This is a genomic window from Streptomyces sp. NPDC052040 (assembly GCF_044548405.1).
Lineage (GTDB): Bacteria > Actinomycetota > Actinomycetes > Streptomycetales > Streptomycetaceae > Streptomyces.
In genome coordinates this window covers 1092960-1118045 of sequence record NZ_JBIUBV010000001.1, presented here as the reverse complement: position 1 = coordinate 1118045, position 25086 = coordinate 1092960, and the positions used below count along the sequence as shown (strand labels likewise).

The 25086-nt window shown below is 71.0% G+C and carries 22 protein-coding genes; 13 read left to right on the top strand and 9 right to left on the bottom strand.

Annotated elements, in window-relative coordinates; all coding sequences use genetic code 11:
• Positions 1–130: 130 nt before the first annotated feature.
• The 4 genes from ACIHAA_RS04700 (at position 131) to ACIHAA_RS04685 (ending at position 4006) form a co-directional block, all read left to right on the top strand.
• On the top strand, positions 131–1012 hold the full coding sequence (locus tag ACIHAA_RS04700) for an ABC transporter permease (RefSeq protein WP_399813050.1): 882 nt from the start codon (positions 131–133) through the stop codon (positions 1010–1012).
• Positions 985–1746 (top strand): ABC transporter ATP-binding protein, encoded by a 762-nt coding sequence (locus ACIHAA_RS04695; RefSeq protein WP_399813047.1) that lies wholly within the window; start codon positions 985–987, stop codon positions 1744–1746. The genes ACIHAA_RS04700 and ACIHAA_RS04695 overlap by 28 nt, the downstream gene beginning before the upstream one ends.
• A 67-nt stretch (positions 1747–1813) precedes the next feature.
• Positions 1814–2848 carry an ABC transporter substrate-binding protein gene (locus ACIHAA_RS04690; protein WP_399813045.1) on the top strand — a complete coding sequence of 345 codons (1035 nt, stop codon included), beginning with the start codon at positions 1814–1816 and terminating at the stop codon, positions 2846–2848.
• A 72-nt stretch (positions 2849–2920) separates the two neighbouring features.
• Entirely contained in the window at positions 2921–4006 is a 1086-nt protein-coding gene (locus ACIHAA_RS04685; RefSeq protein WP_399813042.1) for an NAD(P)-binding domain-containing protein, read from the top strand.
• A 55-nt stretch (positions 4007–4061) separates the two neighbouring features.
• Here ACIHAA_RS04685 and mltG read toward each other — a convergent pair whose 3' ends face one another.
• Positions 4062–4892, bottom strand: a complete 831-nt coding sequence (mltG, locus tag ACIHAA_RS04680; protein ID WP_399813040.1) for an endolytic transglycosylase MltG — start codon at positions 4890–4892, stop codon at positions 4062–4064.
• A 43-nt stretch (positions 4893–4935) separates the two neighbouring features.
• The gene (locus tag ACIHAA_RS04675) at positions 4936–6738 is read right to left on the bottom strand and encodes an ABC transporter ATP-binding protein (RefSeq protein ID WP_399813037.1); all 1803 of its coding nucleotides are present in this window, start codon (positions 6736–6738) and stop codon (positions 4936–4938) included.
• 138 nt (positions 6739–6876) lie between these two features.
• Between ACIHAA_RS04675 and ACIHAA_RS04670 the strand changes: the two genes are divergently transcribed.
• Entirely contained in the window at positions 6877–7347 is a 471-nt protein-coding gene (locus ACIHAA_RS04670) for a MarR family winged helix-turn-helix transcriptional regulator (RefSeq protein WP_399813034.1), read from the top strand.
• A 52-nt stretch (positions 7348–7399) separates the two neighbouring features.
• Here the strand turns inward: ACIHAA_RS04670 and ACIHAA_RS04665 are convergent, their stop codons facing one another.
• Together ACIHAA_RS04665 and ACIHAA_RS04660 are read right to left on the bottom strand one after the other, a co-directional pair.
• On the bottom strand, positions 7400–9025 hold the full coding sequence (locus tag ACIHAA_RS04665; RefSeq protein WP_399813031.1) for a peptide-N4-asparagine amidase: 1626 nt from the start codon (positions 9023–9025) through the stop codon (positions 7400–7402).
• 92 nt (positions 9026–9117) lie between these two features.
• The gene (locus ACIHAA_RS04660) at positions 9118–10098 is read right to left on the bottom strand and encodes a hypothetical protein (RefSeq protein ID WP_399813028.1); all 981 of its coding nucleotides are present in this window, start codon (positions 10096–10098) and stop codon (positions 9118–9120) included.
• Between the two features lie 238 nt (positions 10099–10336).
• Here ACIHAA_RS04660 and ACIHAA_RS04655 point away from each other — a divergent pair, with 238 nt between their 5' ends.
• From ACIHAA_RS04655 to ACIHAA_RS04645, 3 genes are all read left to right on the top strand, one after another.
• Complete coding sequence (locus ACIHAA_RS04655; RefSeq protein ID WP_399813025.1) at positions 10337–12169, top strand: ABC transporter transmembrane domain-containing protein; 1833 nt, start codon at positions 10337–10339, stop codon at positions 12167–12169.
• Entirely contained in the window at positions 12166–13947 is a 1782-nt protein-coding gene (locus ACIHAA_RS04650; protein WP_399813023.1) for an ABC transporter ATP-binding protein, read from the top strand. The genes ACIHAA_RS04655 and ACIHAA_RS04650 overlap by 4 nt, the downstream gene beginning before the upstream one ends.
• A gap of 262 nt (positions 13948–14209) precedes the next feature.
• Positions 14210–14680: a DUF5709 domain-containing protein gene (locus tag ACIHAA_RS04645; RefSeq protein ID WP_399813020.1), complete on the top strand. Its 471-nt coding sequence runs from the start codon at positions 14210–14212 to the stop codon at positions 14678–14680.
• Positions 14681–14964: 284 nt separating this feature from the next.
• Here ACIHAA_RS04645 and ACIHAA_RS04640 read toward each other — a convergent pair whose 3' ends face one another.
• Positions 14965–15759 carry a metal-dependent hydrolase gene (locus ACIHAA_RS04640; RefSeq protein WP_399813017.1) on the bottom strand — a complete coding sequence of 265 codons (795 nt, stop codon included), beginning with the start codon at positions 15757–15759 and terminating at the stop codon, positions 14965–14967.
• 145 nt (positions 15760–15904) lie between these two features.
• Between ACIHAA_RS04640 and ACIHAA_RS04635 the strand changes: the two genes are divergently transcribed.
• Together ACIHAA_RS04635 and ACIHAA_RS04630 are read left to right on the top strand one after the other, a co-directional pair.
• Positions 15905–18418, top strand: coding sequence for a DEAD/DEAH box helicase (locus ACIHAA_RS04635; protein ID WP_399813015.1), 2514 nt, complete (start codon positions 15905–15907; stop codon positions 18416–18418).
• Positions 18419–18437: 19 nt separating this feature from the next.
• On the top strand, positions 18438–19310 hold the full coding sequence (locus ACIHAA_RS04630; RefSeq protein WP_399813013.1) for an acyl-CoA thioesterase: 873 nt from the start codon (positions 18438–18440) through the stop codon (positions 19308–19310).
• A gap of 13 nt (positions 19311–19323) precedes the next feature.
• On the opposite strand, the gene ACIHAA_RS04625 is transcribed toward ACIHAA_RS04630, so the two are convergent.
• Positions 19324–20349 (bottom strand): DUF6397 family protein, encoded by a 1026-nt coding sequence (locus ACIHAA_RS04625; protein WP_399813010.1) that lies wholly within the window; start codon positions 20347–20349, stop codon positions 19324–19326.
• 195 nt (positions 20350–20544) lie between these two features.
• Positions 20545–20958 (bottom strand): roadblock/LC7 domain-containing protein, encoded by a 414-nt coding sequence (locus ACIHAA_RS04620; RefSeq protein WP_399813008.1) that lies wholly within the window; start codon positions 20956–20958, stop codon positions 20545–20547.
• A 94-nt stretch (positions 20959–21052) separates the two neighbouring features.
• On the opposite strand from ACIHAA_RS04620, the gene ACIHAA_RS04615 reads away from it, so the two are divergent.
• The 3 genes from ACIHAA_RS04615 (at position 21053) to ACIHAA_RS04605 (ending at position 23313) form a co-directional block, all read left to right on the top strand.
• Entirely contained in the window at positions 21053–21481 is a 429-nt protein-coding gene (locus ACIHAA_RS04615; protein ID WP_399813006.1) for a PPOX class F420-dependent oxidoreductase, read from the top strand.
• A gap of 120 nt (positions 21482–21601) precedes the next feature.
• A complete protein-coding gene (locus ACIHAA_RS04610) occupies positions 21602–22201 on the top strand; it encodes a class I SAM-dependent methyltransferase (RefSeq protein WP_399813003.1) in 600 nt (199 codons plus the stop codon).
• 269 nt (positions 22202–22470) lie between these two features.
• The gene (locus ACIHAA_RS04605) at positions 22471–23313 is read left to right on the top strand and encodes a hypothetical protein (RefSeq protein WP_399813001.1); all 843 of its coding nucleotides are present in this window, start codon (positions 22471–22473) and stop codon (positions 23311–23313) included.
• Between the two features lie 136 nt (positions 23314–23449).
• On the opposite strand, the gene ACIHAA_RS04600 is transcribed toward ACIHAA_RS04605, so the two are convergent.
• Entirely contained in the window at positions 23450–23632 is a 183-nt protein-coding gene (locus ACIHAA_RS04600; protein WP_399812999.1) for a hypothetical protein, read from the bottom strand.
• Between the two features lie 128 nt (positions 23633–23760).
• Complete coding sequence (gene xylA, locus ACIHAA_RS04595) at positions 23761–24927, bottom strand: xylose isomerase (RefSeq protein ID WP_399812996.1); 1167 nt, start codon at positions 24925–24927, stop codon at positions 23761–23763.
• Between the last annotated feature and the right edge of the window lie 159 nt (positions 24928–25086).

Below are 25086 nucleotides of genomic sequence, written 5' to 3'. Positions count from 1 at the left end.
CGCTCCACTCCTGAGCCCTCCCGCTCCCCCTTCCCCGCCTGTGTTCCGCCGTGTCCGCACGCCGAGTGCGTCCCCGGCGTGACGGCGAGGCGTGTCTCCTTTCTTTCGCTCCCCTCCTCATGGAGCTCCTATGAGCATCAGCCATGCACCGCCGGACACCTCCGAGACCGACATGTCGGTCGTCTCCGGCACCTCCTCCCCCGTCGTACCCGAGCTGGAAGCGCTCGTCCCCTCCTCCGCCCGCCGCACCCGCGTCCCCCGCTGGCTGCGCCGGACCACCGGCCCCCTTGTGCTGCTCGGCCTGTGGCAACTCCTCGGCGCCACCGGGCTTCTGGCATCCGATGTGCTCGCCTCTCCCGGCAGGATCGCCCGGGTGGGAGGCGGCCTCCTCGCCGACGGATCGCTGGCGTCGGCGATGGGCACCTCGCTGCAACGGGTCGTGTTCGGGCTGCTGTTCGGCACTCTCATCGGCACCGGACTGGCCCTTGTCTCCGGACTGTTCCGGATCGGTGAGGACCTGGTGGACGCTCCGGTGCAGATGCTCAGGACGGTCCCGTTCGTGGGCCTGATCCCGCTGTTCATCATCTGGTTCGGCATCGGCGAGGCCCCGAAGGTCGCCATCATCACCCTCGGCGTGACCTTTCCGCTCTATCTGAACGTGCACGCCGGGATCCGTGGCGTGGACGCCCAGTTGATCGAGGCCGGGGAATCGCTCGGGCTGTCCCGGTGGGGGCTGGTCCGGCATGTGGTCCTGCCGGGTGCCCTGCCCGGCGCGCTGACCGGTCTGCGGTACTCCCTCGGTATCGCCTGGCTCGCGCTGGTGTTCGCGGAACAGATCAACGCGGACAGCGGGATCGGCTTCCTCATGGTGCAGGCACGCGACTTCCTGCGCACCGATGTGATCGTGGTCTGCCTGATCGTCTACGCGTTCCTCGGTCTGCTCGCCGACTTCATCGTCCGCTCCCTCGAAAGGCTGCTGCTGCAATGGCGACCGACGTTCACGGGCCGGTGACCGCCACCGGGCGGGCCCCGGCACCCGCGCCCGCCGTCCATGTCGACGGTCTTGTCCGCGCCTTCGACGGACGCGCCGTCATCGACGGTCTGCGACTCGACATCGGGCAGGGGGAGTTCGTGGCCCTGCTCGGCCGCAGCGGCTGCGGCAAGTCCACCCTGCTGCGGGTGCTCGCGGGGCTCGACCGCGATCTGGAGGGCACCGTCCTGGTGCCGCGCCGCAAGGCCGTGGCCTTTCAGTCCCCCCGGCTGATGCCGTGGAAGAAGGTCTGGCGCAATGTGCTGCTGGGTCTGCCCGGCAGGCCCGAACCGGCGCTCGCCGAACGGGCGTTGGACGAGGTGGGCCTGAGCCACCGGGCGAAGGCCTGGCCCAGGACCCTGTCCGGGGGTGAGGCGCAGCGCGCGTCGCTCGCCCGCGCCCTGGTGCGCGAACCGGATATGCTGCTGCTCGACGAGCCGTTCGGTGCGCTCGACGCGCTCACCCGGATCAGGGCGCAGCGGCTCGTCGGCGAACTGTGGCGGCGCCGGGGCTGCGCGGTGCTCCTGGTCACGCATGACGTCGAGGAGGCGGTGCTGCTCGCGGACCGGGTGCTGGTGATGGACGACGGGGTCATCGCCCATGAGACGGCCGTCGATCTGGACCGGCCGCGCGACATCTCCGACCCCCGGTTCGCCGAGCTGCGCGGCGACCTCCTTGAGCGGCTCGGTGTCGCCCCGACGACCGGAACCGTCTGAACCGCAGCGCCCCTCCCCGCCCCCGCCTCCACATCGCCACCTCTCCCGCTCACGAATGGATCCCGGCATGCGACGACGCCTCGCCCCCGCGGCCCTGCTCCTCCCCCTGGCCCTGCTGCTGACCGCCTGCGACGGCTCCTCCGCGGCGGACGCGCGGACCGGCGGCGGCAGGACCGACGGCAGAGGGCCCCTCACCCTTGAGGTCGGTGACCAGAAGGGCGGCTCCGAGGCCGTGCTCCGGGCCGCCGGGGAACTCAAGAACCTCGACTACAAGATCAGGTGGTCGACCTTCACCTCCGGGCCGCCGCTGCTGGAGGCCGTCAACGCGAGCGCCGTCGACATTGGCGGGGTCGGCAACACACCGCCGGTCTTCGCGGCGGCCGCCGGTTCGAAGATCGCAGTGGTGGCGGCCTGGCACGGCACCTCCCAGGGCGATGCGATCCTGGTGCCGGGAAAGTCCGGGCTGACCCGGCCCGAGCAGCTCAGGGGCAGGTCCATCGCGGTCGCCCAGGGCTCGTCCGCGCACTACCAGTTGATCGCCTCCCTGAAGAAGGCCGGGCTGAAACCGGGCGACGTCAAGGTCGAGTACCTCCAGCCGGCGGACGCGCTGGCCGCGTTCACCAGCGGCAGGGTGGACGCGTGGGCGGTGTGGGATCCCTACACCTCACAGGTGCTGAACGCCCGGCAGGGCCGGATCCTCACCACCGGGGAGGGCGTGACCAACGGCCTGTCCTTCCAGGTGGCGGCGCCGGGCGCGCTGAAGGACAGGAAGAAGGCGGCGGCCCTCAAGGACTATCTGGACCGGCTGCGCCGCGCCCAGGACTGGGTGGACACGCATCCCGAGGCCTGGGCCAAGGTGTGGGCGCGGGACACCGGTCTGCCGTACGCGGTGGCGCTGGCCTCGGTGAAGCGCACCAACGCGTCCCGGGTCGCGGTCGCCGTGGACCGGCCGCTCATCGCCTCGGAGCAGCAGATCGCGGACACCTTCACCGCGCTGAAGCTGATCCCGCGCAGGGTGGACTTCGGTGATTTCGTGAACACCTCCTTCAACGGCGGTCTGCCGCCTTCGACGTCCGCGCCGCGCGTGGTGAAGGTGCCGTAAGGGGGCCGTGGCGCCCCCAGGCCGCACCCCGGGCCCGGGAAGATCCCCGCATCCGGCGCGGTTGGCAGATGCGTGAACAACATCGGGGTGCACGATGTCGACGTGGTCGTCATAGGCGCCGGTCAGGCCGGTCTGTCCAGCGCCTACCATCTGCGGCGTGCCGGTTTCGAGCCGGAGCGGGACTTCGTGGTGCTCGACCACGCGCCGGGTCCGGGCGGCGCCTGGCAGTTCCGTTGGCCCTCGCTGACCTTCGGCAAGGTGCACGGCATGCATGCGCTGCCGGGCATGGAGCTGACGGGGGCGGATCCGGGGCAGCCCTCGTCCGAGGTCGTCGCCGCGTACTTCGACCGCTATGAGCACGCCTTCGACCTGCGGGTGCGGCGGCCGGTCGACGTCCGGGCCGTGCGCGAGGGCACGGACGGGCGGCTGCTCGTCGAGACATCGGCGGGGACCTGGGCGGCCCGGGCGCTGATCAACGCCACGGGGACCTGGGACCGGCCTTTCTGGCCGCGTTACCCCGGTCAGGACACCTTCCGGGGGCGCCAGCTGCACACGGCCCAGTACGCCGGGCCCGAGGAGTTCGCGGGGCTGCGGGTGGTGGTCGTCGGCGGCGGCGCGTCCGGCACCCAGCATCTGATGGAGCTCGCTCCCCTGGCCACCGCGACCACCTGGGTCACCCGGCGGCCACCGGTGTTCCGGGAGGGCCCGTTCACCGAGGAGGTGGGGCGTGCGGCCGTGGCGCTCGTGGAGGAGCGGGTACGGCAGGGGCTGCCCCCGCGCAGTGTGGTGTCGGTGACCGGGCTGCCGCTGAGCGACGCGGTCCGGCGGGCGATCGCGGACGGGGTCCTCGACCGGCAGCCGATGTTCGAACGGATCGTGCCGGACGGCGTGGTGTGGGCCGACGGACGGCAGGTGGACGCCGATGTGATCCTCTGGGCGACGGGCTTCCGGGCGGCGGTCGACCATCTCGCCCCGCTGCGGCTGCGCGAGCCGGGCGGCGGCATCCGGGTGGAGGGCACCCGCGCCGTCGCCGACCCGCGGATCCAGCTGGTCGGATACGGTCCGTCGGCCAGCACCGTCGGCGCCAACCGTGCGGGACGCGCGGCCGTACGGGACATCCGGCGGCTGCTCGCGCACGAGCCGGCGGCGGTCGCCTGAGAACGCCGCAGCGGGCGGCTGTCGGACGCGGCTCCCGCTGCGCATCGCCCGGCCGCTAGCGCGCGGCACGCAGCCGGTTGAACTCGGCGACATTGCGCTGCTGCTCCTCGTAGCTCCCGGTGAAGCGGGTGTCGCCGGGCTTGACGGTGACGAAGTACAGCCAGTTGCCCGGCGCCGGGTTGAGGGTGGCCCGCATGGCGTCCTCGCCCGGGTTGGAGATCGGGGTCGGCGGCAGGCCCATGCTCCGGTACGAGTTGTAGGGGCTGTCGATCTGGGTGTCGCGCACACTGGTGGTGAGCGTGCGACGCTTCAGCGCGTAGTTGAGGGTGGAGTCCATCTGGAGCGGCATGCCCCGCTCCAGGCGGTTGAAGACCACCCGGGCCACCTTGGCCATGTCGGACTCGGTCGCCGCCTCCGCCTGCACGATGCTGGCGATGGTGACGGCCTGGTAGCCCGTCAGGGCGTGCCGCTGGGCGCCCGCGGTGATCGTGCTGCCGCCGAACCTGCGATTGGCGGTCTCGACCATGTACCGCAGCAGGGACTCGGGGGTCGTGGTCCCCTTGTGGACGGGGTACGAGGCCGGGAAGAGGTAGCCCTCGGGGTTGCCCCGGGCGTCCCGCGGCAGCCTGAGGCGGGCGCGGGGCAGGGACTTCCGCGTGGTGCCGGGCGGCAGTCCGAGAGCCTTGTCGACGGCCGCGTAGACCTGGCTGGTGCGCCAGCCCTCCGGGACCACCAATCCGGCGTAGGGCGCCTTTCCGTCGCTGTCGGGGGCCACCAGCGGCACCGCCAGAGCGGTCGCCGCCACGGTGACCGCGGTCCCGATGAGAGCGACCCGGCTCCGTCGGGTCAGTCCGGCCTGCTTGCGTGGCGGGGTGCTCTTCTGCATGGCGGCACCGTATCCCGCCATACCGGCAAAACCTGGCATATTGTCATCTTGTCGGCTCCAGGTGGGCGTCCCGCCGGACAAGGGCCGCGTACCGGCCCTCGCGTTCCAGCAGTTGGTCGTGCGTCCCCCGTTCGGCCGTGCGTCCGGAGTCGAGGACCACGATCTGGTCGGCGTCCCGGACGGTCGACAGCCGGTGGGCGATGGTGATGGTCGTCCGGTTGGCCGAGAGGGTGTCGATGGCCTGCTGGACCGCGTGCTCGGTGCGGGTGTCGAGGGCGCTGGTGGCCTCGTCGAGGATGAGCACGGGCGGATCGCGCAGGATGGTGCGGGCGATGGCCAGCCGCTGCTTCTCGCCGCCCGAGAAGCGGTGCCCGCGTTCGCCGACGACCGTGTCGTAGCCGTCGGGCAGCTCCGCGATGTGGTCGTGGATCTGGGCGGCTCTCGCCGCCGCGTGCAGTTCCTCGTCGGTCGCGTCGGGCTTGGCGAAGCGCAGGTTGTCGGCGACCGAGGCGTGGAAGAGGTAGGTCTCCTGGGAGACCACGCCGACCGCGCGGGCCAGGGTGTCGAAGTCCAGGTCCCGGACGTCGACGCCGTCGAGCGTGACCCGGCCGCCCGTGACGTCGTACAGCCTCGGCACCAGGTAGCTGAGGGTGGACTTGCCCGAACCGGTGGGACCGACGACGGCGAGGCTGGAGCCCGCGGGGACGTCGATGTCGATGTCCTCGAGGATCGGGCCGCTCTTGTCGTCGTAGTGGAACTCGACGCCCTCGAACCGGATCTCGCCCTTGACCTGGTCGAGACGGACCGGTGCGGCGGGCTCGGTGATGTCGATGGGCAGGTCGAGGTACTCGAAGATGCGCTGGAAGAGCGCGAGCGAGGTCTGTATCTGCACACCGGTGGAGAGCAGGCTCACGGTCGGCCGGAACAGGCCCTGCTGGAGCGAGACGAACGCGACCAGCGTGCCGAGCGAGACGGCCGGTCCGCCGAATCGCAGCGTCATGCCCGCGGTCCAGTAGATGACGGCGGGCATGGCGGCCATGACGATGGTGATCACGGCCATGCGCCAGCGGCCCGCCATGTTCGACTTCACTTCGAGGTCGACCAGGCTCTCGGACTCCGTCGCGAAGGACCGGGTGAGCGAGTCGGCCCGGCCCATGGTGCGGCCGAGCAGGATGCCGCTGACGGACAGCGACTCCGTGACGGTGGCGGCCATCGCGGCCATCTGCTTCTGGCGCTGGGTGGCGATCTTCTTGCGTTCGTTGCCGACGCGGCGGCTGATCCAGGCGAACAGCGGCATCAGAAGCAGCGAGACGACGGTCAGCCGCCAGTCGAGGGCGATCATCGCCACGACGGTCGCCACCACGCTGGTCAGGTTGGAGACGAGGGAGGTGGCGGTGGACGTGACCGTCGCCTGCATACCGCCGATGTCGTTGGCGATACGGGACTGGACCTCGCCCGTGCGGGTGCGGGTGAAGAAGGCGAGCGACATGCGCTGGAGCCGCCCGTAGACGGCGGTGCGCAGATCGTGCATGACGCGCTGGCCGACCGTCGTGGAGATGAGGGTCTGGAGCACGCCGAAGACGCTGTTGACGACGGCACTCAGGATCATGCCGAGGGCGAGCAGACTCAGCAGTCCGGTGCGGCCCTGCGGAATGGCGACGTCCAGGATCTCCCTGAGCAGGAACGGGGTGGCGACGGACACCAGTGACGAGGCGCCGACGAGCAGGCCCACGACGGCGAGCCGTCCGCCGTAGGGCTTGAAGAGTCTGAGGATGCGGCGTACCTGCCGCGGCTGGTCGGACGCACCGTCCGGGGACGGTGTCCGGGTCTGTTGACCGGGATGCATGGGCTCCTACGGAGGTCGGGCGGCGCTCGGACAAGAAGGCGCCGCAGAGGGTCGGACGTACTACGGGGCGATCACTCACGGATCTTAGCTCATTGTTACCTATACTCACAATGAATAAGGTCCTGATACTGTTCCCGTATGACCCTCGCCGATCCCGACGGCCTGCTCGCCGAGCAACTGCTGCGGCTCACCCGCCGTGTGCACCGCATCCAGAAGCGCCATCTGGAGCGGTCCGATCTGGGCATGACCCCGGCCCAGTCCCGGCTGCTGCGGACACTCGCCCATTTCGGCTCGCCGCCCCGCATGGCGGACCTGGCCGAGCGCCTCGAAGTGGTGCCGCGCGCGGTGACCACGCTCGTCGACGGCCTGGAGGCGAGCGGCCGGGTGCGCCGGGTTCCCGACCCCAGCAACCGGCGGGTGATCCGGGTCGAGATGACGGAGGCGGGCCGAGAGGCGCTGCGGGCGCTGCGCGGAGCGCGCAGGGCCGCGGCGGAGGAGATCCTGGCCCCGCTGACGGACGAACAGCGCGAGGTGCTCGGAGGGCTGCTGAACACGCTGATCGACGGGGGTGACATCCCCTTCGTCCCGGGACCGGGGCAGCGCTGCTGAGGCCGCCGCGGTGTGCCGGCCGCCGCGCCCGGCACACCGCGCCCAGCGCCTCTCAGCAGCCGTCGCGATCCTCGGTGACCACCCCCTGAATGGTCGTCAGCCGCCGGTCGTAGCAGCCCGCCGTGCCGTCCAGCCGGTAGCGCTCGCTCGTGGTGGCGACGGCGTGGCGCTGCTCGCGCGGCACATTCGTCGTGTAGGCGGCATCGCCGGTGTAGGTGTCGTCGAACCGGGACCGCACGGCGCGCCGCCCGCCGCCGGTTTCCAGGACGGCGGCCCGGTCGCCGAGCGTGAGGACGGTCCGCAGACGACCGTCCGTGCCGATGGTCGTGGAGCCGTCCATCGTGTACGTGCGACGGGTGTGTGTGGTGCGGGCCGGGCCGTGTCCGCGGACGGTGACCGTCTCGTCGTCCGTCCAGGTGGCGTCGAGGCGGTCGGAGTTCTCGCCGTCGGTCCAGCGGTGGTCCGAGGTGTTCGCCAGTGTCCGGCCGACCGTGGTGGTCACCCGGCCGTGCGAGGTGTCGACATATCCCTGGACCGTGAGCCGATGGCCGCCCTCGGTGCGCAGCAGGTTCTCCGGGCCCGGGGTGTAGACCGGGGAGCCGACGGGGTCGCCCGCGCGGAGCGAGGTGAGCTTCCCGGTGACACGGGCACCCTTCGCGTCCTGCCAGACCAGGACGTTCACAGGGGTGCTCCAGCCGGTCTGGTCTGCGGGCGCGCCGAGGACAGAGACCCCGATCCGGTGCGGTCGGCCGTCGTTGAGGATCCCGGCGAACGGCGTGAGGTCATAGGTGATCGGCTTGACGTCGAAGGCCCGGGGCCCCGGGATCACGTACCAGAGAAAGGGGTTGGACCAACCGCCGGTCCACACGGTCGGGAACGGGGCCGCGATCCCGGCGAGCCTGCCGTCGACCGTGATCTGCACCTCGCGGTAGGGGCCGCCCGCCGCCTTGCAGGAGTACGGCGCCGGGTCCGGCACGGTGAGATACCAGAACTCCTCGCAGCCGCCGCCCGAGCCGGTGGCGTACACCTCGGCCGTGATGCGTTCGGTGTTGCGGGGCGTGGTCAGCGTGCCGTCCTGGAGCGTGAGGACGCGGTCGGGGACGTGCGCGGCAGGGCCCGGGTAGAACGTCAGTGTGGCCTTGACGTCGATGACCCCCGTGTAGGTGTCATCGACGACATTGCCGATGAGCATCTCCACGTCGCGGCTCTGCCGGAACGTCTCGCTGTAGCGGGTGACGTCCTTCTCCACGGACCACTCGATGCCGTCCGGCGACGGCTCCGGCGTGGATGTGCGCAGGATCTCGACGCCGCCGACGTGCAGATACCCGAGGCGGTCGAACTGGCGACCGTGGACCTTCCCGTGGAGGCTCAGTACCACCTTGCTCCAGTGGTCGCCGCACCCGCTCGGCGGGGTGTAGGTGCCCCGATAGGGGGTGAAGTCCCGGAACTGCGTCTCGGCGAGGGTGACCTCGCAGGACCGGGCGTGCGGCCGGGCGACCGGCGGAGCCGCCGTCACCGGGTCGTGCCAGTCGGTGCCGAACTCTGCGGGCGGGGTCACAGACGCCCGGGATGAGGCGTGGGGCGACGGGGGTGCGGCCGAGGCGGAACCCGCTCCGAGGAGGAGGCCCGCCAGCAGCGCCACCCCGGTGAGCATGGACATGAAAATCCGGCTTCTCATGTCCCTTGTTTCTACGGGGAGTCGGCAGGCCCCCGCAATGAGCACTCCGGACGTCTCGGCCGGGGTTGCGGCCAGGAATTGCCGGACAGGCCCTAACCCGCCAGGTACTGCCTGTCCCCCATCACCACCACCGGATCCCAGTCCGGATCCAGGGTCCGCAGCACATATTCCATTCCGGACTCGGGCAGGGTGACACAGGCCGAGGTGCCGTCACCGTGGTCCACGTGCAGCCAGATGCCGCCACCCTTCCCGGCGCCCTCGGGCCGGGTCGGATCGTTCGGCGGAGTGCCCCGGAGGCGGTTGTAGTCGATGGCGACGACATAGTCGAAATCGTGCTGGTGTGCCGCGCCCCAGGCGTCCGGGACCACATAGGACGCGCTCCGGTCGTACGGGAGCCGGGTGCCCGGGTCCGCCAGGACACCGCCCGAGTCCCCGAGCGTGAACACACCCGCCGGAGTCCGCAGATCGTCCTCGTGATGGTCCGCCGTCCAGCCCCTTCTGCCGTTGTGCCCCCGCCAGCGCCCGATCTCGTTCCAGGCGTCGTCATCGTCCTTCTCGTAGAGCACGATCGTGCAGTCCGGCGAGTTCTCGCCGTCCCCGTAGACCGCGAGGACCTGGCGCGACGCCTCCGGGACGAGCCGGGAGGTCCGGTCGCCGACTCCGGGGAGCCGCCCCGGGTCGTCGGTGGGCGCGGAGGCCGCGGAGCGGCCGGGTTCGGGTTCGGCCGGGCCCGGGGACGAGCCGCCGGGGGACTCCTCGTCCTGGGGCGGCGCGGTCTCCCCGGCCGACTCCGGGTCGGACGACGGCGCGCCTCCTTCCGCGGGATCCGGACCGTATGACGGCCCGTCTCCTTCCGTGGTCCCCGGGCCCGGGGACGGTCCGCCGCCCGCGCCGTGCCCCGGGTGCCGCGAGAAGGCGGACGGCCTCCCCGCGTTGCTACCCGGGCCGTCACCCTTCGCCCCGTGGCCGCCCGGGTGCCAACCGCCGCACGCCGACAGGGACATCACCAGCGCGCCACAGGCCGCAGCGACGGCTCGCGTGCGGACAGCTCTGCATGGTTCACCTGTCTTCATGCGACATATAGTCACATTATCTGACTCTCAAGTGTTTTCCTGTGCCTCCTTTTCACCCGCCTGCCGGACGGGCCGGAACTCACCGTCCGGGCCGGAAAACCGTTTGCCTTCGCCCACCTTCCGAGGTGAACCTTTCACGGCTTGTTGTGGACCGCCGCGGGCGCCCGGGAAAGCCCGCGCGCCCGCACTCCGCACCGGGGCCCCCGGACCACCCCCTGACACGAGCCACTGGGACGCCATGCAGATTCAAGACCTTCCGTATCCCGATCCGGGTGTGCCGGACGCCCGTTCGGGTCCCCGCTTCCTGTGGTGGCTCGGCCGCAACCAGCTGGGCGGACAGCTCGCGTCACTGGCCTGGGGGTTGCTGCACTTCCTGTCCGTCTCCGCGCTGCCGTTCTGCGTCGGTCTCGCCGTCCAGGCGGTCGTCGACCGCTCGGGCGCCCGGCTCGCCCTGACCGGAGGACTGCTCCTGCTGTGCGGTGTGGGCGTCGCGCTGGGCGACACCATGCTGCACCGGACCGCGGTCACCAACTGGATCACCGCGGCCGCCCGGGTCCAGCAGCTCCTGGCCCGCCGGACGGCCGGGCTCGGCTCCGCCCTGACCCGGCGCGTCGCGGCCGGTGAGGTCGTCGCCGTGTCCACCGGGGACGTCGAGAAGATCGGCTGGTTCGTGGAGGCCGTCTCCCGCTTCACCGCGGCGGCGCTCACCGTCGTGGCGGTCTGCGTCGGCCTTGTCGTCTACCAGCCCGCGCTGGGTGTCGTCGTGGCCGCGGGCGTACCGGTGCTGGCCCTGGCCGTGCTGCCGATGCTGCCCCGGGCGACCCGGCGGGCCGACGTCCAGCGCGAGAAGGCGGGCCGGGCGACCGAACTGGCCTCGGACACCGTGGCGGGCCTCCGGGTGCTCCGGGGCATCGGCGGCGAGGAACTGTTCCTGAAGCGCTACCGCCGAGCCTCCCAGGAGGTCCGCTCGGCGGCCGTGCGCAGCGCCAGGATGTGGTCGCTGATCTCGGCGGTCCAGGTGCTGCTGCCGGGCCTGCTGATGATCGCCGTCGTCTGGCGCGGCGTAGAGCTGGCGCACGAGGGGCGGATCACCGTCGGCGAACTGGTCACCGTGTACAGCGCCGTCATGCTGCTTACCTACCCGCTGCGCCATTTCGAGGAGATCGCCATGGCGTACTCCTTCGCCCGGCCGTCGGCCCGGCGCGCGGCCCGGGTGCTGTCCCTGGAGCGGGCCACGGAGTCCGGCGGCTCGCGCGGAGCCTGCGTGCCGGACGGGGACCTGTACGACCCGCGGACCGGACTGCTCGCACCTGCGGGCCGGTTCACCGCCGTGGTCTGCGGCGACCCGGACGCGGCGGGCGTACTGGCCGAGCGGCTCGGCGGCCATCCCGCGGAGCAGGGCGTCTCGGTGCTTCTGGGCGGTGTGCCGCTGGACGAACTGCCGCTCGACTCCGCCCGCACCGCGGTCCTGGTCCAGGACAAGGATCCGGTGCTGCTGTCGGGCTCACTGCGTGATCTGTTCGACGTACCGTCCTCGGGCGCGGTCGGCGCCCGGGAGGCGCTCGCCGCCGCACAGTGCGGCGATGTCCTGGACGCGCTGGTACAGGGGGCACCGACCGCCGGGGACCCCATGGACGCGCGGATCACCGAGCGGGGGCGGTCGCTGTCCGGCGGCCAGCGCCAGCGGCTGGCGCTGGCCCGGTCGCTGCTCACGGACCCGCCGGTGCTCGTGCTGGACGAGCCGACCTCGGCCGTCGACTCCCATACGGAGGCACGGATCGCCGAGGGGATCCGCTCGCTGCGAGCGGGCCGTACGACGGTGGTGTTCACCTCGTCGCCCCTGCTCCTGGACCTCGCGGAACGGGTCGTGCTGGTGCACGAGGGCGAGGTCGCCGCGGTCGGTCTGCACCGGGAACTGGTGCACGGCGAGCCGCGGTACCGGGCGGTGGTGACACGGGAGACCGACGCCGAACCCGCCGCGCCGGGGGCACCGGACGACCTTACCGCCCTTCAGGACCTGGACGGCATGGACGACATGGACGAACTGGAAGGGATCGAGGAGAGCGCATGATCGGCGTTGCGCCACCGGCGTACGACCCCGCGGCTCCGACGACGGCGAACACGCTGCCCGTCGGCGCCCCCGCGACCGTACGCGCCTATGTGGCCGAACTGTTCCGCCGGCACCGCCGGACCTTCCTCCTTCTGATCGCCGTCAACACGGTCTCCGTCGTGGCGTCGATGGCGGGCCCGTATCTGCTGGGCGGCCTGGTGGAGCGCCTGTCGGACGGCGCGCGGGACCTCCATCTGGAGCGCACCGCCGCGTTCTTCGTCGTCGCCCTCCTGATCCAGGCCGTGTTCGTCCGGCTGGTACGACTGAACGGGGCCGTCCTCGGGGAGCGGATGCTCGCCGACTTGCGGGAGGACTTCCTCGTACGGGCGGTGGGGCTCCCGCCCGGAGTCCTGGAACGCGCCGGGACCGGTGATCTGCTGTCCCGGATCACCACGGACATCGACCGGCTGGCCAACGCGATGCGCGAGGCCGTTCCGCAGCTGGCGATCGGTGTCGTCTGGGCCGCGCTGCTGCTCGGCGGCCTGACCGTCACGGCTCCCGCACTCGCCCCGGCCGTGCTCGTCGCGGTGCCGCTGCTGGTGGTCGGATGCCGCTGGTACTTCCGGCGCGCTCCCTCGGCCTACCGCTCCGAGGCAGCCGGGTACGCCGCCGTGGCCGCCGTCCTCGCCGAGACCGTGGACGCCGGGCGCACCGTGGAGGCCCACCGGCTCGGCGACCGGCGCATCGACCTGTCCGACCGGCGGATCAAGGAGTGGACGGCCTGGGAGCGGTACACCCTGTGGCTGCGGACGGTGCTCTTCCCGGTCGTCAGCCTCACGCATGTCACGGTCCTGTGCTCGGTACTGATGATCGGCGGTGTGTTCGTCCTCCAGGGCTGGATCGACATCGGCCAGCTGACGACGGGCGCGCTCATCGCGCAGATGCTCGTCGATCCGATCGGACTGATCCTTCGCTGGTACGACGAGCTACAGGTCGCCCAGGTGTCACTGGCCCGGCTGGTCGGGGTGCGCGACATCGAGCCGCAGCCGGGTGACGCCTCGGTGGCGCCCGACGGACGCCAGGTCGAGGCGGACCGGGTGCGCTTCGGATACCTCCCCGGAGTCGATGTACTGCACCGCGTCTCCCTGGCGGTCGCGCCCGGCACCCGGCTCGCGCTCGTCGGGCCCTCCGGCGCGGGCAAGTCCACCCTGGGCCGGCTGCTCGCGGGGATCTACGCGCCCCGGGACGGCCGGATCACCCTCGGCGGTGCCGAGCTGTCCCGGATGCCCGCGGAGCGGGTGCGCTCGCACGTGGCCCTCGTCAACCAGGAGCACCATGTCTTCGTGGGCTCACTGCGCGACAACCTGCTGCTGGCCCGCACGGACGCCGCCGACGCCGAGTTGTGGGCGGCACTGGGCGCCGTGGACGCGGACGGCTGGGCACGCGCTCTCGACGGGGGTCTGGACACCGAGGTGGGATCCGGCGGCCTGGCCCTCACCCCGGCACAGGCGCAGCAGATCGCCCTGGCCCGCCTGGTGCTCGCCGACCCGCACACCCTGGTCCTGGACGAGGCGACCTCCCTCCTGGACCCCCGCGCGGCCCGCCACCTGGAACGCTCCCTCGCCCGCGTACTGGACGGCCGCACGGTCGTCGCCATCGCCCACCGGCTGCACACGGCTCACGACGCCGATGTGATCGCCGTGGTCGAGGACGGACGGATCAGCGAGCTGGGCAGCCATGACGACCTGGTCGCCGCGGACGGGGCGTACGCGGCCTTGTGGAGGTCCTGGCACGGCTGATCCCGCCCGCCCCGCGCCTGATATGCGGGGCCGGACCGCCCGACCGCTCCACCGGGCGTCCCCGGCCTCTCCGCGGCCTCATGCTGCTGTCCCGCCCCTGCCGTTGCGCGGGGGCGAAGAGGGGTGGAAGGCTGGATCTCGGAAGCGGCGAGGGGGAGCGTGCGCGAACCTGTTCGGCTCCGTGCAGTGCGCCCCACGCCGAGCAGTCCTCCGTGTCGCCCTGCGGCGGCACCGGGCCGGTACCAGCATCTGGAGGTAACCCGTGGACAGCGCCGACGGTTGGGGAGACGACGTCTACCAGCCCGACGGATCCGAGGTGCAGGACGACGCGGGGCTGCTGGATGCCGAGGACACCCTGGAGAACGACGGAGTGAGCGACCCTCTCGAACGTGGCTGGTCGCCGCCGGAGCGGCCATGGGCCGTGGACCACGTCGGCGTGACCGCGGCCGAGGGACACTCCGGCGAGACGCTCGACCAGCGCCTTGCCGAGGAGGTGCCCGATGTCGCGGTCCCGGACGACGACGGCATCGGGGACTGGGCGGACGGCGAGGGCGAGCCTCTCGACAACGAGGTCGGCGGCCCCCGCTCCGGCCGTCTCGTCGCCCCCGACGAAGGGGTGCACGAGGACGAGGAGAGCGGCCTGATCGCCACCGACGTCGGTATCGACGGCGCCGCGGCCTCGGCCGAGGAGGCAGCCGTGCACATCGTCGACGAGGACTCCCTGTCCGGCTGACACGGACGATCTGTGCAGGTCCGGCAGGCTGTCGCACATCGGGACGGCCACCGACCGCCCGCCACCGACCACCGGCCGCGTCCGGGCGACGGGTGAGCCATGGCGACGGGGTTGGCGTCCGCCCTCCCCCGCTGCCGTATCCGACCGGTGACGCGTCGTACCGGGGCTCCACGTCCCGGCTTCCGGCAGGTGGCCTACCGGGGGTCCACGCCCCGGTGCCGCTTCCGGCGGGTGGCCGCGACAGGCCGGTGCCGGATGACCGGCTTCGGACGAGGGCGCCGACTTCAGATGAGGTTGAGCGCAGCAGCGCAGCCCACGCCGCCGAGCAGCATGAAGGCCGGCATCAGCACCTTCAGCTCGACCCAGCTGCCCGCACGGAACCGCATCACCTTCGGCGGCCCCAGCGGGTACCAGCGCTTGCGGCCCACCGGTATCGGCCAGAGGATCGGGCAGCCGGACACCGTCAGCGCGTCCCCGATGTCGTGCACCAGGGCGCCCAGGACGATCGGCAGACCGAGCCACAGGTACTGCTGGCCCGGCTCGGTGAAGAGCCAGTCCGAACCGTTGCCGGGCTTGTCGAGCGTGCCCGCGAGGATCCAGGCGCTCGTGGCGGCCAGCAGCCACACCAGCACATCGCTGCTCGAACCGCGCGCCGCCCGCCACAGCAGCCCTTCGATGGCAAGGACCATGTGCACGAAGAGGATGGCCAGCACCGCCCACCGGCCTCCGGTGACGGCCGCGACCGAGCTGCCCGCGCCGAGCAGGACGGCCCAGAGCCAGGTGTGGGTCAGGGTCCGGTGCCCACCGGAACGGCGTGCGTCGCCCGGCTTCCTCGTGGACTTGTACGCCGCGTACGACAGCTTGTCGACGATCTCGCACAGCCAGCGCGAGAGGGGGCCGAAGGACCGCGAAATGGTCGCTGCCTTGTGGTCCAGGTCCGGGGCCAGCGCGGCACCCGCACAGATCAGCGCTCCGGCGAGGAGGACCGGCCAGGGCATCGGATGACCCGCCGCGGCGGCGGCTGCCCCCACCCCGAGCCAGGCCGCGGCCCCCGACAGTGAGTGTGCTGGTCCCATCATGGCCGCTTCCCGCCCCATTTCTCTTGCAGCGCTTCCCGGTTGTCCCCGTGCGCTGACGTGTCATCGGCGCCACAGCGTAACGTTCGTGATCTTCGGTAGGACATCCGATTCCCCCATCGGGCACGAGGCCAGGCAAGATGGTGGCGTGACCCTCATCGACCAGCTCCCGCAGTCCGCAGACCCCGACGCCCTCTACGAAGCCTTCGAGTCGTGGGCCGGGGAGCGTGGCCTCACCCTCTATCCCCACCAGGAGGAGGCGCTGATCGAGGCGGTCTCGGGAGCGAACGTGATCGTTTCCACTCCCACCGGCTCCGGCAAGAGCATGATCGCCGCGGGTGCTCACTTCGCGGCGCTCGCCCGGGACGAGGTCACCTTCTACACCGCGCCGATCAAGGCTCTCGTCTCGGAGAAGTTCTTCGAGCTGTGCAAGCTCTTCGGAACCGAGAACGTCGGCATGCTCACCGGCGACGCCTCCGTGAACGCCGACGCCCCGGTGATCTGCTGCACAGCCGAGGTCCTGGCCTCCATCGCGCTCCGGGACGGCAGGCAGGCCGACGTCGGCCAGGTCGTGATGGACGAGTTCCACTTCTATGCCGAGGGAGACCGCGGCTGGGCCTGGCAGATCCCGATCCTGGAGCTGCCCCAGGCGCAGTTCATCCTGATGTCGGCGACGCTCGGCGATGTCTCGATGTTCGAGAAGGACCTCACCCGCCGCACGGGGCGGCCGACGGCGGTGGTCCGTTCGGCGACGCGTCCGGTACCGCTCTCGTACGAGTACCGGCTCACCCCGCTCACCGACACGCTCACCGAGCTGCTCCAGACCCGGCAGGCGCCGGTCTACATCGTCCACTTCACCCAGGCGCAGGCCGTGGAGCGCGCCCAGGCGCTGATGAGCATCAACATGTGCTCGCGGGAGGAGAAGGACCAGATCGCCGAGATGATCGGCAACTTCCGCTTCACCACCAAGTTCGGCCAGAACCTCTCCCGTTATGTGCGGCACGGCATCGGCGTCCATCACGCCGGAATGCTGCCCAAGTACCGCCGCCTGGTGGAGAAACTGGCCCAGGCCGGGCTGTTGAAGGTCATCTGCGGCACGGACACGCTGGGAGTCGGCGTCAACGTCCCCATCCGCACCGTGCTCTTCACCGCGCTGACGAAGTACGACGGAAACCGCGTGCGCACCCTGCGTGCCCGTGAGTTCCACCAGATCGCGGGCCGGGCCGGGCGCGCGGGCTTCGACACCGCGGGCTTCGTCGTCGCCCAGGCGCCGGAGCATGTCATCGAGAACGAGAAGGCTCTGGCCAAGGCGGGAGACGACCCGAAGAAGCGCCGCAAGGTGGTGCGCAAGAAGGCGCCGGAGGGGTTCGTCGGCTGGACGGAGAACACGTTCGAGAAGCTGATCGCCTCCGAGCCGGAGCCGCTCACCTCCCGCTTCCGGGTCACCCACACGATGCTGCTGTCGGTGATCGCCAGGCCGGGCAATGCCTTCGACGCCATGCGGCATCTCCTGGAGGACAACCACGAGCCGCGCAAGCAGCAGCTGCGGCACATCCGGCGCGCGATCGCCATCTACCGCTCGCTGCTGGACGGCGGGATCGTCGAGAAGCTCGACGAGCCGGATGCCACCGGCCGTATCGTGCGCCTGACGGTCGATCTCCAGCAGGACTTCGCGCTCAACCAGCCCCTGTCGACCTTCGCCCTGGCCGCGTTCGAACTCCTCGACCCGGAATCCCCCTCCTACGCCCTCGACATGGTCTCCGTGATCGAGTCCACTCTCGACGACCCGCGGCAGATCCTGGCGGCCCAGCAGAACAAGGCGCGCGGCGAGGCCGTGGCCGCGATGAAGGCGGACGGCGTCGAGTACGAGGAGCGCATGGAGCGGCTCCAGGACGTGACCTACCCCAAGCCGCTGGAGGAGCTGCTCTTCCACGCCTACAACACGTACCGCAAGAGCCACCCGTGGGTCGGTGACCATCCGCTGTCGCCGAAGTCCGTCATCCGTGACATGTACGAACGGGCGCTCTCCTTCACCGAGTTCGTCTCCTCCTACGAACTCGCCCGTACCGAGGGCATCGTGCTGCGCTACCTGGCCGGTGCCTTCAAGGCCCTCGACCACACCGTCCCGGACGATCTCAAGTCGGACGACCTCGAGGATCTGATCGCCTGGCTGGGCGAGATGGTGCGGCAGGTCGACTCCAGCCTCCTGGACGAGTGGGAGCAGCTGGCCAACCCGGAGGAGATGACGGCCGAGGAGGCCCAGGAGAAGGCCGACCAGGTCAAACCGGTCACCGCGAACGCCCGCGCCTTCCGGGTCCTGGTGCGCAACGCGATGTTCCGCCGGGTGGAGCTCGCCGCGCTGGACCAGATCGAGGAACTCGGACAGATGGACGCCGAGTCCGGCTGGGACGCCGATGCCTGGGGCGCGGCCATGGACAAGTACTGGGACGAGTACGACGAGCTCGGTACCGGCCCCGATGCCCGCGGCCCGAAGCTGCTGATGATCGAGGAGGAGCCGGGGAACGGACTGTGGCGGGTCCGCCAGGCCTTCGCCGACCCCAACGGCGATCATGACTGGGGCATCAGCGCCGAGGTCGACCTCACGGCCTCCGACGCCGAAGGCCGTGCCGTCGTCCGCGTCACCGACGTCGGCCAGCTGTGAGGACAGGAGAGGCCCACTCATGACGAACCCGGCCGAGAAGCTCGTCGATCTGCTCGACCTGGAGCAGATCGAGGTCAACATTTTCCGGGGCCGCAGCCCGCAGGAGTCACTGCAACGGGTCTTCGGCGGCCAGGTGGCCGGCCAGGCGCTGGTCGCGGCGGGCCGCACGACGGACGGCGAGCGTCCGGTGCACTCCCTGCACGCGTACTTTCTGCGTCCGGGCATCCCGGGGGTGCCCATCGTGTACCAGGTCGAACGAATCCGTGACGGGAGGTCCTTCACGACCCGCCGGGTCACGGCCGTGCAGCAGGGCCGCACGATCTTCAATCTGACCGCCTCCTTCCACAAGCCTGAAAAGGGGGGCTTCGAGCACCAGTTGCCGCCGGCCCGCACCGTTCCGGACCCGGAGTCGCTGCCGACGGTGGCGCAGGAGGTGAAAGAGCACCTGGGCGCGCTGCCCGAGGCGCTGGAGCGGATGGCCCGGCGTCAGCCGTTCGACATCCGCTATGTGGACCGGCTGCGCTGGACCCCGGAGGAGACCAAGGATGCCGAGCCGCGCAGCGCCGTATGGATGCGCGCCGTGGGGCCGCTGGGGGGCGACCCCCTCGTGCACACCTGCGCGCTCACCTACGCCAGCGACATGACGCTGCTGGACGCCGTCCGTATCCCCGTCGAGCCTCTGTGGGGGCCGCGCGGCTTCGACATGGCCTCGCTGGATCACGCCATGTGGTTCCATCGGCCGTTCCGTGCGGACGAGTGGTTCCTGTACGACCAGGAGTCCCCGATCGCAGTGGGCGGCCGGGGCCTGGCCCGGGGCCGTATCTATGACGTGGAGGGACGCCTACTCGTGTCCGTCGTCCAGGAGGGACTGTTCCGCCGACTGGAGCGGTGATGTCATGGGTGGCTCACGGCGTCCTCCGGGTGTCCGTGCCCGGTGCGGCTGCCGCGCCGCATGAGGCCGGGGCCGACCACGCACTCGTTCGAGCGTGCCTCCTCCGGGGCACGACGGTTCCAGCCGGGACGCTGAACCCCGGCCGCAGGCGGCGGCCCGGGGAACTCGACCCGCCCTCGCCGGAGGCCGGGCGGGAGCAGGCGGGCAGGGTCGGCCGTGCGTGGTGCGCCCCTGGGGCGGGGCAATGCCGACGGGCTTCGATGAGGGTCTGCGCCAACTCGGCCCGGAGCCAGTCGATCTCGTCGGGGTCCTGCGCCATGATGATCCGCGCCGCGATCGATGCCGTGGGTGAGCCGGGTGTCGGCAGCCATCGGGTGACGGGCTTGAGGTGCTCCAGATGCACGCGCTCGTGCGGATCGCGGACGACCTCGGTGATCCGGGCCGGATCCAGTGGGGAAGCCAGGACAGCGGCCTTCACCCAGGGGTCTTCCTCCTGGCGCAGGGCAAGTCCGATGTGGCGCCCGCGCCAGTTGCGGGGCCGGAGGTCCACTCCCGCTTCCAGCAAGCCGCGCAGCGCCTCCGGTGTACGGCCGGTCAGCAGCAGGGCGTTCTCTTCCGCAGTGGCGAACTGCCGTACCTCTTCGGTGAGATACAGCCAGACCACCACCCGGTAGCGGTTCACGTACCACGCCACGGGGCTCACCAGGCCCAGGCGGGCGAACCGGGTGAACTTCCCCGGTGTCACTCCCATCAAGGCCGCGCCGTCCCCGGTGCCCACGGCCTCGTCGCCTTCGCGCAGGGCGTCGGGAAACCCGCCTTCCGCCCACACACAGCCGCTCGCCGAGCGTGGGCGGCTCCCTCCTCCTTCGTCCGGAACGGTCCACGCGCGTCCGAGCCGCCCCGTGGGGTCCAACCCGCCCCGCCCAAAGTGTGGTTCGCGGGCCGCACCGGTCGGCACCGGCAGGGTCCCGCGGGAAGCACGGCCCCTTCGGGTGTCGGTGGGAGCGGCGGAAGTGGTCGTGGTCGTGTCGACGGACATGGCGGTGTCTCCCCGTGGGTTCTCTCGCGGACACCGTGTGCGTCCGCGTCGGGAAAAACCGTAGCCGGATCGCCGAATCTCGGTGAGAGCCTGTGGATAACTCCGCCCACTGCTCATTTCCGCAGCTCACACGCCATGCCCAAAGAGACGGAAAGCGTCGGCACCTTGTCTGCTGGAGGCCGCGTCGCCGCTCGGTCAGAGATCGCTGGGCGGTGTGCGGTCCCGCTGCCGCTCGGCCACGGCGAGGTGCTCGCCGACCCGGTTCACCAGCAGCGTCATCTCGTAGGCGATCTGTCCGATGTCGGCCTCGGCGGCGCTGAGCACGCAGAGACAGCTTCCCGGGCCCGCCGCCGTCACGAACAGGATTGCGTCATCGAACTCGATCATGGTCTGACGGACCTGACCCGCCCCGAAGTGACGGCCCGACCCCTTGGCCAGGCTGTGCAGCCCTGATGACACGGCGGCCAGGTGTTCGGCGTCCTCGCGTCGCAGTCCGGTGCTCGCGCCGGTCACCAGTCCGTCATTGGACAGCACCAGCGCGTGCCGTATCTGTTCCACACGCCCGGTCAGATCGTCCAGGAGCCAGCCGAGTCCGGTGTTCTGAGCCATGGTCCTCTCTCCCCGTGATGTCGTTCTCCCTGGCCGGAGGTTCCGGTCAGCCAGCCTTCACCACAGCAGCGCTCGCGGCAAGCAGGATGGACGTATGGCACAGAAGATGACCGACGAACAGTGGCGGGCTTTTGTCTCGCACGGCACGCGCACGGGGAAGCTTTCCACGGTCCGCGCCGACGGCAGTCCCCATGTGGCACCGATCTGGTTCCTGCTGGACGGCGACGATGTGGTCTTCAACACCGGAAAGGAGACGGTGAAGGGGCGAAATCTCGCCAGGGACAGTCGTGTTGCCCTCTGCGTGGACGACGACCGCTCCCCTTACGGCTTCGTCGTGTTGCAGGGGCGGGCCGAGTTGTCGGAGAACCTCGACGACGTGCGGCAGTGGGCGACCCGGATCGGTGGTCGTTATATGGGCGAGGAACGGGCCGAGGAATTCGGTGCCCGCAATGGGGTGCCGGGGGAACTCCTCGTCCGGATCCGAGTCGAGAAGGTGCTGGCCTACTCGGCCGTGGCCGAGTAGGCCTGTCAGCTCACGGAGTCGAGCAGCCGGGCGGTGCGCGTCCGCCCGGCATGATCCACCAGCGGATCGGCATGTCCCTCGCGCGCGCTCCGGACCTCCCGGTGGGGAATCATGCGGACCATGACCGACGACCACACCCATGTCCGGGAATTCTTCACCGCGCGAGCCGCCCACTGGGACTCCAAGTTTCCTGACGACGGCCCGGCATACGCCGCAGCCGTCGACGCCCTCGGACTGCGCGAGGGTGACCGTGTGCTCGACGCCGGGTGCGGCACGGGCCGGGCCCTGCCGCCCCTGCGCACGGCCGTGGGGCCGTCGGGCGTGGTCGTGGGAATCGACCTCACCCCGGCGATGCTGGAGGCAGCAGTACGGGCAGGGCGGAACGGCGACGGGCACCTGGTGCTCGCCGACGTGGCCGCGCTGCCGCTGGGTACGGACTGCCTGGACGCGGTGTTCGCAGCAGGGCTGATCGCCCACCTTCCCGCCCCGGCGCAGAACCTGCGGGAACTGGCCCGTGTGGTCCGGCCCGGCGGTCTGCTGGCCCTCTTCCATCCGATCGGCCGGGCGGCTCTCGCGGCCCGCCAAGGCCGGAAGATCACTCCGGACGACCTGCGTGCGGAGTCCAATCTCCGTCCGCTGCTGGCGGATTCCGGGTGGCGCATGACGTCGTACATCGACGAGGACGCCCGCTTTCTCGCCCTGGCCGTACGCGCCGATTGAACCCCAGTTGAACCCAGTACAAACCCGAGCCCGGACCACGCGGCGCCGGCGAGCGGCGCCGGGGCGGCCGTGCATGAGGCCGCGCCGAACCGCCGTCGACGGCAGCCCCGGACCGCCACGGCCAGGCTCCGTCCTGGGCCGGGGCTTGATCGGTGGATTCGCCCCGGTCCAGCCGGAGAACTGCACTTCCTCATGCGCTTCACACTCGTGACAACCGGCTCACGGGCGCATTAGGGTGCGCCGACGGATCAACGCACAGGGAGGGTGGCATGGCCGGGACGGACGAGGACGCCGTCGCCGCCGGGGACGACGCGCTGTATGTGCTGACGGCGGCCCTGATGACGCCGGCGCAGTTCCCGAGCGTGCTGGGCGACGACTATCCGGCCGCCTGTGCGGCGCTCGACCTGACACCCCTGGCCGACGGGTACGGCCTGGTGCTCGGGCAGGACGGCGACGGCGCACGTTGGACGGCGGTCATCGACGATGTGTCGCTGGTGGCCGTCGCGATCGCGTCCTGGGACTGCGGCATGGAGTACGAGTTGTCGCCGGACGAACGGACCGTCGTCGCCGCCCTGCCGGGCTGGCCGCTCGCCGTGGCCGTCGCGGCACCGGGGCTGCCCGCACCGCACGACCCCGATCCCGCGCTCACCGGCCGCGAGCCGCTCGCTCCCCCGGACACCACCACCTGGGGCCCGGCGCAACGGCGCCTCGGGGCGGACGAGATCGCGCTCCAGTGGACCGTATGGCGCCGGCAGCTCGGCGATGACTTCTTCGCATCCGCAGACGACGGGGAAGCAGCCGTGCAAGAGGCGGAGGTAGACGGGGGCCGCGGTGGCGAGAAGGGCCACACCGACCTGCGCCGTGTCCTCGCGGAGGCCCACGCCTATGTGGACACTCCCCCGCCGCCGGGCCGTATCCGCTCCTCGTTCGCGCCGAACGATGCCCGCACCGTACGCGCCGACGGCCCCGGCTGGTCCATGGTGGCCAGGACCGACGACATCGCGTTTGTGCTGCTCGACGAGAAACCCGGCGAAATCCTTCCCGTGGGCCGCGGCTCCCAGCTGCCCGGACTGCTCGAAGCCCTGGACAAACTCGCGGTCCGCCCCGTCTGAGGCGGGCGCAGGGAGGCCGCAGGGGAAGCCCGCCACCGAACCAGCCCGGGCCGCACGTCACAGTACGCGGCGCCGGAGCAGTTCGGAGGTGGGCGCAGCGCGAAGGCCGAGCAGAGCGCGCCGGAACGCAGACTCCTCAGCGACCTATTTCCTTGCGCCTCACCCGGCGCAGCCTGCGGCGCTGGGACGGGTCGAGGGTCAGGTACGCGGCCGCAGGAACTCCCAGGATGATCAGGAGTGCGGCCCACCAGGGCAGCCAGATGAGCAGGAGAAGCCCGACCAGCGCTCCCCCGGCGGCGATCTTCGCGTTATTCGACATGTGTCGCCTCCTTCGCGGCCACTGCCGCTCTCTGCTAGGAGAACGGGTGCGTCCCCCGGACGGTTCCGGTCGGTGACCCTGAGTCGACCCTGACGGCGCCCCTGACGTGTCCCTGAGCCTTCGGGCGATCAGCCGCGAGCGCCGAGCAGGTGATCCATGGCCAGCTGATCCAGGCACTCGAACGCCATTCCGCGGGCGGCGGCCGCCTCCACGTCGAACTCCTCGAAGGCGCCCCGGTCCGCGAGCAGTGCTTCCAGCCCGTCCGCGGCGGTGGGCTGGGCCAGCTGGTTCAGCCGGGACGCGCGCAGGGCCTCCTGGACCGCCGGGTCCGCACGGAAGGCGGCCGCACGATCCTTCAGGATCAGATAGTTGCGCATGCAACCGGCTGCCGACGCCCACACACCATCGAGGTCCTCGGTCCGCGGCGGCTTGAAGTCGAAGTGGCGCGGACCGCTGTACCCGGCGTGTTCCAGCAGGTCGACCAGCCAGAAGGCGGCCCGCAGATCGCCCGCCCCGAAGCGCAGATCCTGGTCGTACTTGATCCCCGACTGACCGTTGAGATCGATGTGGAAGAGCTTTCCGGCCCACAGGGCCTGGGCAATGCCGTGCGGGAAGTTGAGCCCGGCCATCTGCTCGTGCCCCACCTCGGGGTTGACGCCGTACAGCTCCGGGCGCTCCAGACGCTCGATGAAGGCGAGCGCGTGGCCGACTGTCGGGAGCAGGATGTCGCCGCGCGGCTCGTTCGGCTTGGGCTCGATGGCAAAGCGCAGGTCGTACCCCTGGGAGATGACGTACTCGCCGAGGAGGTCGAAGGCCTCCTTCATACGGTCGAGTGCGACGCGCACGTCCTTGGCCGCTCCGGACTCGGCGCCCTCCCGGCCGCCCCAGGCGACATAGGTCCTGGCGCCCAGTTCCGCCGCGAGATCGATGTTGCGGATGGTCTTGCGCAGCGCGTAGCGGCGGACGTCCCGATCGTTGGCGGTGAAGGCGCCGTCCTTGAAGACAGGGTGGGTGAAGAGGTTGGTGGTGGCCATCGGCACGGTCATCCCGGTCGCATCGAGCGCCTCACGGAAGCGCTTGATACGGCCCTCCCGCTCGCTGTCCGAGGATCCGAAGGGGATGAGGTCGTCGTCGTGGAAGGTCACGCCGTGGGCCCCGAGCTCCGCCAGGCGCCGCACTGTCTCGACCGGGTCCAGGGCGCGTCGGGTGGCGTCGCCGAACGGGTCCCTGCCCTGCCAGCCGACGGTCCACAGGCCAAAGGTGAATTTGTCCTCGGGGGTGGGCTGGTAGCTCATGCCGTGGCTCCTTACGCGCTCGGACTATTTCGTCATGGCGCTTAACAAATTAGTATGCGAGGGCGTCCCTGGGAAGAGACGCTGCGCACCCGCATGGGGACTGCGTACGGTGGCCCGGAGGCCGGCCACGGGCCGCGACGGTCCCGGCACGCCCTGCCG